This is a genomic window from Brevundimonas sp. EU05-FHT14B11 (assembly GCF_058790835.1).
Genome location: NZ_JBYTCY010000001.1, coordinates 368917 through 381760, shown reverse-complemented (window position 1 = coordinate 381760; position 12844 = coordinate 368917). Strand labels below are relative to the sequence as shown.

Here is a 12844-nt window from a genome sequence, read left to right as displayed (position 1 = left end):
GGACCAGCCGGAGGGGAATGCCGCGCGCGCTCAAGCAGCGAGCCGCCGCGCGGCGAGCGGGCGGCGCCCAAATCGCTTCTTCAGGTTGCTGACGAAGCGATCTCGCGGATGACCGAATTGGCGATGGTCAGCTTGGCGAAGGTCCAGCCGGAGCCCGAGGCCTCGATCTCGTCGACGGAGGCGCGGACGCCTTCGACGGCGCCCTGGCGCGGGCCGACCCAGTCATCGACCGCCTTCTCCGCCGCCGCCTCGCTGGCGCCGACCGAGACGTTCGAGGCCTTGGCCACGGCGCGGGTCAGGGTCATCTGCTCGGCCATCAGATCCTCGATCAGACGGCGCACGGCCAGCCGGTCGAAGTGGTCCGCCGACGGCACGTTTCCGGCCGCCGCGCGCAGGCGGTCGAAATCGAAGGCCGCGCCCACCTGGTGGTAGAGCATGGCCATGGCCGGTTCCGGCCAGCCGGCCTCGCGGGCCAGGTCGCCGATGTCGGCGGTGGCGACCAGCGGACGCAGCATGGCGAAGTCGCGGGCCATTTCCTCGGAGGCGCCCAGACCCACGAAGCTTTGCACCCGGGCCTCCAGACGGCCTTCCTCGAAGCGGCTGAGGACGGAGCCGCCGGCCGAACGCAGGGCGTCGGCGGCCGGACGGTAGGCGGCGATCAAGCCGTCCACGGTCGCGCCCTCGCGCGCCGCCCGCTTGGCCAGCCAGAAGGTCTGGCGGCGCAGGACGGTGGAGATTTCCTGATAGAGGGCGGTCTGGGCCTCGGCCGGGATCTTGCCGTCCAGCGCCGAAACCGCGTCCCACGCCTGGTCGAGGCGGAAGATCTGGCGCGCCGCCTCGAAGGCGATGACCATGGCCCCGGTGTCGCACTGGGCCGACAGGCGCAGGCGTTCCGGGAAGGTCGGGCCGCACATGTTGACGATCTCGTTCGACAGGATGGTCGAGATGATCTCGCGCTTCAGGCGGTGCCGCTGCATGTCGGCCTCGAACTTCGCCAGCGGACCGGGGAAGTAGCGGACCAGGGTCTGTTTGAAGAAGGCGTCGTCGGGCGCGCCCGAGGCGACGATCTCGTCGAACAGCTCCAGCTTGGAATAGGCGGTCAGCACCGCCAGTTCCGGCCGCGACAGCGGCTGGCCGGAGGCCTTCATCTCGGCGAGCTTGAGATCGTCAGGCAGGCCTTCGACCTTGCGGTCCAGCTTACCCTTGGAGCCCAGCCACTGCATGAAGCGCTGCTGGGAATCCAGCGCGCCGGCGCCTTCGGCCTGCTGCAGGGTCAGGGCGAGGGTCTGGTCGTAGTTGTGGACCAGAACCTTGAGGCCGACCTCTTCGGTCATCGAGGCCAGGAGGGCGTTACGGTCCTCCTGCTTCAGCGCGCCCGAGGCGATGGCGGCCCCGGTCAGGATCTTGATGTTGACCTCGTGGTCGGAGCTGTCGACGCCGGCCGAGTTGTCGATGGCGTCGGTGTTGATCCGGCCCCCGCTGCGCGCGAAGGCGATGCGGCCCGCCTGGGTCAGGCCCAGATTGGCGCCTTCGCCGATGACCTTGGCCCGCACCTCGGCGCCGTCGACGCGGATGGCGTCATTGGCCTTGTCGCCGACCTGGGCGTCGGTCTCGTTCGGCGCCTTCACATAGGTGCCGATGCCGCCGAAGTAGAGCAGTTCGGCCGGAGCCTTGAGGATGGCCTTCATCAGGGCCGCCGGATCCAGGACGTCTTCCTGGATGTCGAGCGCCGCCTTGATCTCGGGGGTCAGTTCGATCGACTTGGCCGAGCGCGGGAAGACGCCGCCGCCGGCCGAGATCTTGGACTTGTCGTAGTCCTGCCAGGACGAGCGCGGGACCTTGAACATGCGGTCGCGCTCGACCCACGACGTCGCCGGATCCGGGTTCGGATCGATGAAGATGTCGCGGTGGTCGAAGGCGGCGACCAGCTTGATCGCCTTGGACAGCAGCATGCCGTTGCCGAACACGTCGCCCGACATGTCGCCGACGCCGACCACGGTGAAGGGTTCGGACTGGATGTCCTTGCCCTCTTCGCGGAAGTGCCGCTTCACGGCCTCCCAGGCGCCGCGGGCGGTGATGCCCATGACCTTGTGGTCGTAGCCGACCGACCCGCCCGAGGCGAAGGCGTCGTCCAGCCAGAAGCCGTACGAGGCCGAGACGCCGTTGGCGATGTCTGAGAAGGTCGCCGTGCCCTTGTCGGCGGCCACGACCAGATAGGGATCGTCGCCTTCCCAGCGCACCACGGCGGCCGGCGGGACGACGGAGCCGTCCTTGGCGATGTTGTCAGTGACGTCGAGCAGGCCGGACAGGAAGGTCTTGTAGGCCCGGATGGCCTCCCCCTGCTGGGCGTCGCGGTCGCCGCCGGCGCGGACGATCTCGGCCAGCTTCTTCGGGAAGAAGCCGCCCTTGGAGCCGACGGGCACGATGACGGCGTTCTTGACCTGCTGGGCCTTCACCAGGCCGAGCACCTCGGTGCGGAAGTCGTCGCGGCGGTCCGACCAGCGCAGGCCGCCGCGGGCGACCGGGCCGAAGCGCAGGTGCACGCCCTCGATGTAGGGCGCCCAGACGAAGATCTCGCGGAACGGCTTGGGCAGGGGCAGGTCGACCAGTTCGCGCGAGGCGATCTTGATCGAGATGTAGGGCTTGGACTGACCGTCCGGACCCGGCTGATAGTAGTTGGTCCGCTTGATCGCCTGGACCAGCAGGGACAGGCGGCGCAGCGCCTTGTCGTGGTCGAGGCTCTTCACGTCCTGCAGCAGGTCGTTGATGTGGCCGGCCAGATCGGCGACCGCCGCCTCGCGCGCCGCCGCATCACCACCGGCGGCCGGGCTGAATTTGGCGTCGAACAGGGCCAGGATGGCGCGGGCCACGGCCGGATAGTCGCGCAGCGCCTCTTCCTGGACCGCCTGGGACGGATCCAAGCCGGTCTGCTGGCGGTAGCGGGCCAGGGTGCGGATCAGGGCCGCGTCACGCCAGCCCACGCCCAGTTCGAGCACCAGGCGGTTGAAGCCGTCGCTTTCCGTGCGGCCGTTCCAGACGGCGGCGAAGGCGGCCTCGAACGGATCCTTGACCGTGCCGAAGCTGAGGTCGCCGCCGCGCGGGTCCTCGAGCAGGAATTCGTGGACGTGGATTTCGGCGTCGCCCGCGGGTTTCAGGGCATGGCCCCATTCCTCGAGCGTCTTCAGCCCCATGTCCGCCAGGATCGGCAGGACGTCGGACAGCGGCACGGCCGAGCCGCGACGGTACAGCTTGAAGCGGAAGTTCAGCGGGCCGTCGGACGCGTTGCGGAAGGCGCGCACGGCCACCGGCTCCCCGGCGCCGACCTCGCCCGAGGCGTTCAGCGTGTCGATGGCCTGGTAGTCGGCGACGGCCTCGGCCGCGTCATAGCGGTCGCGATAGCCGGCCCCGAAGGCGTCGGCCCAGCGGGCGCTGACCGGTCCGACCGAGACCTCTTCCACGTCGGCGGCGCGCAGGGCGCTTTCGAAACGGTCGATCCAGCTGCGGCCGGCCTCCGCGACTTCGGCGTCCAGCGCGGCCTGATCCGGGCACGGATGATCCCCCGGGGTCACGCCGATGATATAGTGGATGCGGACCAGCGGCTGGTCCGACAGCTGCGGATACCAGGCCGACATCCGGCCGCCCCACGCGCGGGCCAGGATGGCGCCGATCCGTTCACGGACCGAGGCGTCGAAGCGCTCGCGCGGGATGAAGGCCAGGATCGAGACGAAACGGTCGAACGGATCCTTGCGGGTGAAGGTCTTGATCCGCGGGCGGTCGTGCAGGTGCAGGATGCCCAAGGCGATGTCGAGCAGTTCGTCCTCGGTGATCTGGAAGAGCTCGTCGCGTGGATAGTTCTCGAGGATGTTCTTCAGGCGCTTGTAGCTGTGGGTGCCTTCCAGCTTGCCGGCGCGGGCCAGGGCGTTGGCCACCTTGCGGCGGATCAGCGGTACTTCTGACGCGGCCTTGTCATAGGCCTCGGCGGTGAACAGGCCGACGAAGCGGGTCTCGCCCGAGGGGCGCCCGTCGGCCCCGAAACGCTTGACCCCGACATAGTCCATGTAGGCCCGGCGGTGGACGCGCGAGCGGACGTTGGCCTTGGCGACGGTGACCGGCTCGGACAGGTCCAGCTGGCGCTTCATCTGCTTGGTCAGGACCGCCGGTTCGGAGGCGCGGCGCAGCACGGTGCGCTCGGGATCCGCCAGAACGCCCACGCCGACGCCGGACTGCGACAGGGGCGCCTCGGCCTCGTACTCGCCGTTCTTGCCGCGCGGATAGTCGTAGTCGCGGGCGCCGAGGAAGACGAAGTGATCCGACGCCAGCCAGCGCAGGAATTCCAGGTTCTCGGCCAGAACCTCGGCGTCGACGCCCGGAGGCGAGGTTTCGAGGTGGGCGATCGAACGGCTGATCAGGTCGTTCATGGCGCCGTGGTCGGTCACGGCCGAGCGGACGTCGGCCAGGGTCTGGGCCATGGCCTCGCCCAGAGCGTCGCGGCGCTCCTGGGGCAGGGCGTCGATGACGACGATGATCACCGATACGCGGCCGGTCGGCCCCTGGACGATCGGGTGGAACATCGAACGGACGGTGACGCCGGCCTCGGCCAGCTCGCCCATGACGCTGTCGACCAGGAAGGGCTTGTCGTTCTGCACGATCGTCAGGACGTCATAGCCGGAGGCCGCGCCCGTCGCGCCGGTGTGCGGCCCGACGCTGATGCGGGCCGGCGCCGCGGGATCGTGTTCGGCGACCGAACGCCACACCGTGGCCAGCAGGGCGGCGAGGTCCGCGCCGTCCAGCTCCGGCGTCTCGTCGGCGGCGTAGTCCTCCAGCACCTGGGACAGGTAGGCCTTCTCGGCCGGGCCGGGCGGATGGCCGTTCGCGGCTGCGAAATTCGCCTCCAGCGCCTCCAGGTTGATCGCCTGAGGGAGCGTGGGGGCGGTGGCGCCGGACATGGACAGGTCTCGTATGGCGCGGCCCGGGCGGGCCGCCGGTTTCAGAAGGCAGACTAGGCCGGTTGCGCGCGGGGGCAAGCATCCGGTCCGTCGGTGGCGGTCCTAGGCCAGCCTGACCGAAGCGTGAACCCCCAAAAACGGCGGCGCCGGCCCTTTGCGGGGGCCGGCGCCGGTTATCGGTGATCAGTCAGGAACGGATCAGAAGCGGACGTTCATGCCGATCCGGAAGGCGTGCAGCTTCATTTCGTCGCTGCTGCGCGCGATGTCCGTGCCCGTCGTATTGGGCGCCAGGATGAAGGGGTTGGTGGCCGGGGTCGTGCCGGTGTTGCCGGCGCGCACGACATAGTCGTCCGTCGACAGCGAGGTGTAGAGGTACTCGCCGGTCACCGAGAGGTTCGGAGCGAGGCGCCATTCCAGACCCGCGCCGGCCTGCCAGCCATCCGCCTTGTCCTCGTCCTTCTGCGTCACGAAGCTGTTGGCGGTGTTGGTGGTGCGGAAGCTGTTCTCGATGCTGCCGCGGGCCGCGCCGCCGGTGACGTAGACCAGGGCCGGACCCGTGGCGTAGCCGAGGCGGGCGCGCAGGGCGGCCATGTCGGTCAGCTCACGCTTGAAGACGTAGCTGGCCGGAGTGCTGCTGAAGCCGGTGACGGTGTCGGAGACGTCCGTCGCGCTCCATTCGGCCGCCAGGCCGGCGACGATGGAGCCGAACTGCCAGTCATAGCCGGCCCGGACCGACCCTTCGACGCCCGTGTTGTCGCTGTTGCAGCCGCTGGCGGCCGCATCACCCGAGGCGCCGCCATCACAGAAGCCGGGGGCGAACGCATTCGCCGCGGCCGCGGTGGTGACGGTTTCACCGAACACCCCGTCCAGATTGCGGTCGAAGACAAGGGTCTCGCCGTCGTCTTGCTTGTTGTCGAGAGCGCCGCCGTAGACGCCGATGTAGGGGCCGCTCCAGTCGGGGGATGACTGGGCGAGGGCCGGCGCAGCGACCCCCGCCATCAGAAGGGACAGGGAGGCGGCGGGGAGGAGGAATTTCATCGAATAGTCTTTCGCGTTCAGAACTGTAGGCCCCCGCCGACGGGGGGTTGAACGGCGCCGGCCCACCCCTGTTCCGATCCCGTTTCCGGGTTGCGGATCAGCTGTGGCCGGAATGACGCGAAAACAGGAACGCCCTGGCGGAAACGACAAGGCCGCCGAACTTGCGTTCGGCGGCCTGCTTCGGACCGGCGCCCAGGAGGGGGAGGGTTGGCGCCGATCGCTTCAACCGCGGGCTTGGGGGGGAGGGGGGGCCCGCGGCGACAGAGGGGAGATAGGCGCCGCTTGTGACCAATCAAGGGCGCCCAAGTTCGTCATTCGTCCTTTAACTGCGGCGGGTTGACGCGGCGCCGTTTCGGCTTGCTCGCGGCCGTTTCCTTCTCCGCATAGGGCTCGCCGTCGCCGGACAGCAGGATGGCCATCCAGCGCGACCCCCGGAACTCGGCCAGGATGGCCATGGCCATGACCGCCAGCGGGGTGGACAGGAACATGCCGACCACGCCCCAGACCTTGCCCCAGAAGGCCAGGGCCAGCAGGACGACCACCGGGTCGATGTTCTGGTTGTCGCCCTGCATGCGCGGCTGGATGAAGTTGCCGCTGATGAACAGGATCGCCTGCAGTCCGCCCAGCAGGACCGTGGCCTGCCAGTAGGTCTCGAACTGCACCAGGGCGAACAGCGGCGGGACCAGGCCCGCGATGGCGCCGCCCAGCACCGGAATGAAACCGACGATGAAGATCACGAAGGTCCAGAACTCCGCATTCTGAAGACCCACGATGCGCATCAGGATCCAGGCCGCGGCGCAGATCATCACCCCGGTGACGGCCTGGACCCAAAGATAGCCCTCGACCCCGCCGCGGACGCGCTGGAACACCTCCAGCGCCTCGCCACGGGCGGTGCGGTCGGGGAAAAGACCGACCAGCTTGCGGCGGAAGCCGCTCTGTGAAGCCAGCAGGAAGCCCAGATAGATCATCACGAAGACGGCGCCGCCGACGACGCCCTGGGCCTGGCCGGCGATGGCCATGAGGTAGCCGCGCACGTCTATCTGGGCGATCAGGTCGGTGGTGGTCGGCGGGGTGGTCACGCCGACCAGGCGGGAACCGTCCTCCAGGATCTGGTCGAGGCGCGGCCCGATGTTGGCCGAAACCCCCGATGCGTCGCTGAAGAATCCGTAGGCGCCGTTCACGATGAAGGCGATGGAGGCGACGAAACCCAGGACGACGACCAGCAGGGCCGAGATGCCGGCCACGTGCGAAGGCAGTCGGGTCCGCTTCTCGATGGTCCGCTTCACCCCGTCGATCATGATCAGCAGGAAGATGGCCATGGCCAGCGGCGTGAGGATGTCGGCCAGCCAGTAGACCGCCGCGCCCACGGCGACCACGGCGAGGGCCACGAGGGCGTTGCGCGCCACGGTCGAGGTCGGAAGGGTGATCGGCGGCTTCATCGGCATATGGTCAAGGTCTCGCGAGGCGGCGTCAATCGCCCTTGAACCGGCGGCCTTGCCGGTGGAGCATGAGCGCCGCCCTCACCCCGGAGTTCCCATGACCGATACCGGCGTCTTCCTCGGCCAGTCCTCGCAGGACGGGACCGACAAGCCCGAAATCCTGCTGTATGGCCGCGCCAACCGGCACGGGGTGGTGGCCGGCGCCACCGGCACCGGCAAGACGGTGACCCTGCAGATCATGGCCCAGGGCTTTTCCGACGCCGGGGTGCCGGTCTTCTGCGCCGATGTGAAGGGCGACCTGTCTGGCATCGCCCTGCCCGGGTCGCCGAACGAGAAGCTGCTGGCCCGGGCCCAGGGCATGGGGCTGACGCTCACCCCGAAGGCCGCTCCGGTGGTCTTCTGGGACCTGTACGGCCAGAAGGGCCACCCCATCCGCACCACCGTCAGCGAGATCGGGCCGCTGCTGCTGGCGCGCATGCTGAACCTCAACGACGTTCAGGAAGGCGTGCTGTCGGTGGTGTTCCACGTCGCCGACGCCGAAGGCCTGCTGCTGCTGGACCTGGACGACCTTCGCGCGATGCTGGTCTATGTCGGCGAGAACGCCGAGCGGATCGGACGCGAGGTCGGCAATGTGGCCCCGACCTCCATCGCCTCCATCCAGCGCGCCCTGCTGCAGCTGGAGCAACAGGGCGGCAAGGCCTTCTTCGGCGAGCCCGCACTGAAGCTGGAGGACATGATGCGGACCGGCCTGGACGGCCGGGGCCAGGTCAATGTGCTGGACGCGACCAAGCTGATGAACAGCCCGCGGCTGTACGCGGCCTTCCTGCTGTGGCTGCTGTCCGAGCTGTTCGAGCAGCTCCCCGAGGTCGGCGATCCGGAGAAACCGCGGCTGGTGTTCTTCTTCGACGAGGCCCACCTGCTGTTCAACGACACGCCGGACGCCCTGCGCGAGAAGGTCGAACAGGTCGTGCGCCTGATCCGCTCGAAGGGCGTGGGCGTCTATTTCGTCACCCAGAACCCGGCCGACATTCCCGACAGCGTGCTGGCCCAGCTGGGCAACCGCATCCAGCATGCGCTGCGCGCCTACACCCCGTCCGAGCAAAGGGGGCTGAAGGCCGCTTCCGAGAGCTTCCGGCCCAATCCCGCCTTCGACACCGCCGAGGCCATCCAGGGTCTGGGCGTGGGCGAGGCCCTGGTCTCGACCCTGGACGAGAAGGGCGCGCCGAACATCGTCGGGCGCACCGCCATCCGTCCGCCGGACAGCCGCCTGGGACCGGCAACCGACGCCGAACGGGCGCAGGTCATGGCCGCCAGTCCGGTGCGGGGCCTGTACGAGACGGTGGTGGACCGCGAGTCCGCCGAGGAAATCCTGGCCGCGCGCCGGGGCGAGGCCGACCATGCCGCGGCCGAAGCCAAGCTGGCCGAGGCCCGCGCCCAAGCCCAGGCAAAGGCCGACGCCATCGCCGCGAAGGACGCCGAGAAGGCCGCCGCCGCCCGCGAGAAGGAGCAGGCCCGACAGCAGGCGCAGTATGAGCGCGAAGCCGCCCGGTCGCGGGCTCCGGCTCGACGCTCGACGCGAGAGACCCCGATCGAGGCGGCCACCAAGTCGGTGCTGCGCACGGCGGGGAGCACGATCACGCGGGAGCTGCTTCGCGGCCTGCTGGGTGGGCTGAAGCGGCGGTGAATGAAGCGCCCGAACTGGTCTGGGTCGTCTTCTTTCCGTTTCTGTGGATCGCAGGCTGGATCACGGCCTCGATCATCTATCGGCGGATTCACGACAAGCCGATCTTCCCTCGCACGCCTGAGAGCGCGCTCTTCGTCGAACGGGCCGCATCGGGAGTGAACGACAGCCACTGGCTCAGTCGGATCGGCCACGCCAATCGGTGTCTGATCGTGGCAGTGACCGGCCATGAGCTTGTCGTCACACCCTTCTTTCCCTTCAATCTGATGTTCCTGCCGGAAATCTACGGTCTGGAGATACGGATTCCGGTTTCGCGGATCCGGCGGGTCGGAGAGTGGTCCGGGATCCTTCGCGACTTCATCGTCGTCGAATTCGACGATGGCCGGAGCTTCAGACTGGTCCTGCGCAATCCTCGCGCCTTCAGGAAAGCTCTTGGGCGCCCCTAGTTCGCCTTGGGAACCAGCCGCCACATCCGGAGCGGATGCCTGACCGCGCCCGCTTCCGCGCCGGCCGCGTCGCCCCGGCCCATGTAGAGGTCGGCGCGGACCGGGCCGCGGATGGCCGAGCCGGTGTCCAGCGCCACCACCAACCCCTGATAGCTGCCGCGCGCGCCGGCCAGGTTGCCGCCGTCGGCGCTGATCCAGACCAGGTCGCCATAGCGCCAGTGGGACGGATCGACCGCGATGGCGCGGCGGGCCGGCAGGGGGATGCCCGCGGCCCCGGCGGGATCGCCGCCGTCATCCGGGTCCAGCTTGAAGAAGATGTAGCGCGGGTTCAGCGCCATCACCGCCTGGGCCTCTGACCCGCGATGGGCGGCCAGCCAGGCGCGGATGGCCTCGCCCGAGGTTCCGTTCTGAGGCAGCAGGCCTTGCTGCGCCATCGGACGGGCGATGCCGACGAAGGTCTGGCCGTTGTCGGCGGCGTAGGCGGCGCGAGCCTTGGACCCATCCTCGAAGGTCAGATAGCCCGAGCCCTGGATCTGCATGAAGAACAGGTCCTCGGCCCGCATCCAGGCCAGGGTCTGCGTCGGCGGCGCGGCCTCGATCTCGGCGCGGGGCGGCAGGGTCTGGCCCCGGCGCCAACCGGCGGGCGCGGCCAGGACCGGCATGTCGAAGTCGGCGTCCCGCGCATGGCGGGCGGCGTACTCCGGCGCGAAATAGGAGGTCAGCAGGCCCGTACGCCCGTCGGCGGTTTCGGCCGGAACGACGGTGAATCCGGTCTCGAAGAAGGCGCGGGCCATGGAAGGCGTCACCGGCCGCGAGGTCTGGCGGATGTGCATGGCCCGGTCGCACTGGACGCGGGCGGCGGCGTCCCGGGCGGCGCGGCACCCATCGGCCCAGGCGTTGAAGGCCGACAGATGGTCCTCCTCGTTCCAACCGGGCAGGGTCGCGGGACTCACGCCGCGCGGCGGCTCCGGACGCGGCGTCGGCCGGGGTTCAGGCGGTTGGGGCCGGGACGGCGCGGGGCCGCCGTCGGGCGAAGGCCCAGGCGTGACGACGGGCGGACGGGTCGCGCACGCCGCGAGCAGGGACAGGAGCAGCGCGGCGGCGACGCCCTGGATCCGCACGGCGCGCGCGCGGCCCACAGTCAGGCCGAGGCGGCTTCGTTGCGGGCCAGCACCCAGTTGGGGTCGCTGGCGCCGAGGGTGCGTTCGAAGGTCCAGAGCTCGGCGACGCGGCGCTCCTCGACCTGGGGTTCGGCGGAGGCGTCGGCGGACTTCACGGTGTCGCGAAGCTCGGCCAGGAAGCGGACCTTGGCGATGGCGCGATTGTCCTCGGCGGTGGCCAGTTCCAGATCGGCGCGGGCGGGGTGGAGGAACTCGACCGTCGCGGTCTCGCCCCGGGCTTCGCGGGCGGCGATGCCGGCCTCGAAGGATTCCATGACCTTGGCGGTCAGCAGGGGCTTGAGGGTGTCGCGGTCGCCGGCCGCGTAGGCGCGCACGATGGTCTCGTGCGCCTGACGGGCGCCTTCGAGGAAGCGGACGGGATCAAAGGCCGGATCGCGGGCCTTGAGACCGGCGATGGAGGCCAGGGTCACGGCGTCCAGCACGCCCGGACGGTTCGAGCCCGCATCGGCCTGGGGCGCGGCGGGCGCCGGCGGCTGGGCGCGGGCGTCTTCTTCCGGCTGACGGCCGACCTTCTTGCCCAGCACATTGTAGAGCTGGAACAGCACGAAGGCCGCGATGACGGCGAAGATGACGATCTGGACCTGAACCGGCGGCACGGGCAATCCTTGAAGGGCGCCGCGGGGGGACGGGCGCATGAAACGACGATTAGGGGGTCATATAGGGGCGCGCAAGGCGCACCGCCCTCCCGGTTGGGCGAGCGTCGTTGCCGCAGGGGGGCTCTCATGCTAGTCGCCGCGCCTTCCGGACAGTCGTCCGACCCACCTTCCAGACAGAACTTCCACCCATGACCGACGCCGCTCCGCCCGCCGACGCCAACCCCGCCGCGACCGACGGCCAGCCGCCCATGGGCCCGGGCTTCCGCATCGTCGCCCAGTATGTGAAGGATCTGTCCTTCGAGAACCCCAAGGCGCCGGACAGCCTGCGCATCGACGGCAAGCCGGCGATCGACATGGGCGTCGAGATGAACGCCCAGGGCCGACAGGACGGCCTGTTCGAAGTCGAGCTGCGCCTGTCGATCAAGGCCACCACCGACACCATGACGGTCTTCCATGTCGAGCTGCAGTACGGCGGCCTGTTCGCCCTGCAGGGCGTGGCCGAGCAGGACATCGAGCCGCTGCTGCTGATCGAATGCCCGCGCTACCTGTTCCCGTACGCCCGCGAGATCATCGCCCGCGCGACCTCGGACGGCGGCTTCTATCCGCCCTTCATGCTGGACCCGATCGATTTCGCGTCCATCTACGTCGCCCGCCAGCAACAGATCGCCCGCGGCCCCGCCGACAGCGGCCAGGCGTAAGACAGACCCGGAAAGAGCGGCGGGGCCGTCCCGCCCTCAGGCAGCAGGCGACCCCATCGCCTGCGACAGGGCTCCCAAAATAGAGAAGGCGTCCGTCAGGCGGCGGACGCCTTTTCCATGTCCAGTCCATAGGCTTCCCACAGGGACTGATCCTTCAGGGTCGCCTGGAGGAAGGCCAGGTGGGCGGCGCGTTCCTCAGGCGTAGAGCGCGGCGCCAGGGGGCGGGGGCGGGCGCCGTGGGCGGCGGCGACCACCGGTCCGCCGGCAACGGTGATCCGGGCCGACGACAGGTCCAGCCGACGCTCCTTGCCTCCGCGCAGCTCCAGATAGACCTCGGCCAGCAGGCGGGCGTCGATCAGCGCGCCGTGGAACGTCCGGTCGGCCAGGCTGACCTTGAAGCGCTTGCACAGGGCGTCCAGCGAGTTGGGCATGCCCGGGAATTTCTTCTGGGCCAGCTGGAGGGTGTCGATCCAGCGCTCGCCGTCGATCATCGGATGGCCGCAGCGATTATACTCATGGTCGATGAAGTTGCGGTCGAACTGGGCGTTGTGGGCGATCACCGGCGCGTCGCCGATGAAGGCGGCCAGATCGGCGACGATCTCGGCGAATTTGGGCGCGTCCTTGACCTTGTCGTCGGTGATGCCGTGCACCCGGATCGCATCCGGCGGGATCAGCCGTTCGGGGTTCACCAGGGTGTGGTAGGTCCGCCCCGTCGGCAGCAGGTCCATGATCTCGATGCAGCCGACCTCGATCAGCCGGTCGCCCGTCCTCGGGTCAAAGCCGGTGGTTTCGGTGTCGAGAACGATTTCGCGGGACATG

General features: G+C 69.4%; 9 protein-coding genes. 3 read left to right on the top strand and 6 right to left on the bottom strand.

Annotated elements, in window-relative coordinates:
* Positions 1 to 80 precede the first annotated feature (80 nt).
* The 3 genes from AC3WRV_RS01880 to AC3WRV_RS01870 all read right to left on the bottom strand — a co-directional run bounded on the left by AC3WRV_RS01880 (position 81) and on the right by AC3WRV_RS01870 (position 7423).
* Complete coding sequence (locus tag AC3WRV_RS01880; RefSeq protein ID WP_492311943.1) at positions 81 to 4946, bottom strand: NAD-glutamate dehydrogenase; 4866 nt, start codon at positions 4944 to 4946, stop codon at positions 81 to 83.
* Positions 4947 to 5144: 198 nt separating this feature from the next.
* The gene (locus tag AC3WRV_RS01875; RefSeq protein ID WP_291837970.1) at positions 5145 to 5984 is read right to left on the bottom strand and encodes an outer membrane protein; all 840 of its coding nucleotides are present in this window, start codon (positions 5982 to 5984) and stop codon (positions 5145 to 5147) included.
* Positions 5985 to 6295: 311 nt separating this feature from the next.
* Positions 6296 to 7423 carry an AI-2E family transporter gene (locus AC3WRV_RS01870; protein WP_492311942.1) on the bottom strand — a complete coding sequence of 376 codons (1128 nt, stop codon included), beginning with the start codon at positions 7421 to 7423 and terminating at the stop codon, positions 6296 to 6298.
* Positions 7424 to 7520: 97 nt separating this feature from the next.
* On the opposite strand from AC3WRV_RS01870, the gene AC3WRV_RS01865 reads away from it, so the two are divergent.
* Positions 7521 to 9107, top strand: a complete 1587-nt coding sequence (locus tag AC3WRV_RS01865) for a helicase HerA-like domain-containing protein (protein WP_492311941.1) — start codon at positions 7521 to 7523, stop codon at positions 9105 to 9107.
* Positions 9104 to 9550 carry a hypothetical protein gene (locus AC3WRV_RS01860; protein WP_492311940.1) on the top strand — a complete coding sequence of 149 codons (447 nt, stop codon included), beginning with the start codon at positions 9104 to 9106 and terminating at the stop codon, positions 9548 to 9550. The genes AC3WRV_RS01865 and AC3WRV_RS01860 overlap by 4 nt, the downstream gene beginning before the upstream one ends.
* Here the strand turns inward: AC3WRV_RS01860 and AC3WRV_RS01855 are convergent.
* Together AC3WRV_RS01855 and timA are read right to left on the bottom strand one after the other, a co-directional pair.
* On the bottom strand, positions 9547 to 10503 hold the full coding sequence (locus AC3WRV_RS01855; RefSeq protein WP_492311939.1) for an MltA domain-containing protein: 957 nt from the start codon (positions 10501 to 10503) through the stop codon (positions 9547 to 9549). The genes AC3WRV_RS01860 and AC3WRV_RS01855 overlap by 4 nt on opposite strands.
* 188 nt (positions 10504 to 10691) lie before the next feature.
* Positions 10692 to 11366, bottom strand: a complete 675-nt coding sequence (gene timA, locus AC3WRV_RS01850) for a TIM44-related membrane protein TimA (protein ID WP_492311938.1) — start codon at positions 11364 to 11366, stop codon at positions 10692 to 10694.
* Between the two features lie 149 nt (positions 11367 to 11515).
* Between timA and secB the strand changes: the two genes are divergently transcribed.
* On the top strand, positions 11516 to 12025 hold the full coding sequence (gene secB, locus AC3WRV_RS01845; RefSeq protein ID WP_492311937.1) for a protein-export chaperone SecB: 510 nt from the start codon (positions 11516 to 11518) through the stop codon (positions 12023 to 12025).
* A 95-nt stretch (positions 12026 to 12120) separates the two neighbouring features.
* On the opposite strand, the gene dnaQ is transcribed toward secB, so the two are convergent.
* Entirely contained in the window at positions 12121 to 12843 is a 723-nt protein-coding gene (dnaQ, locus tag AC3WRV_RS01840) for a DNA polymerase III subunit epsilon (protein WP_492311936.1), read from the bottom strand.
* Position 12844: the final 1 nt, after the last annotated feature.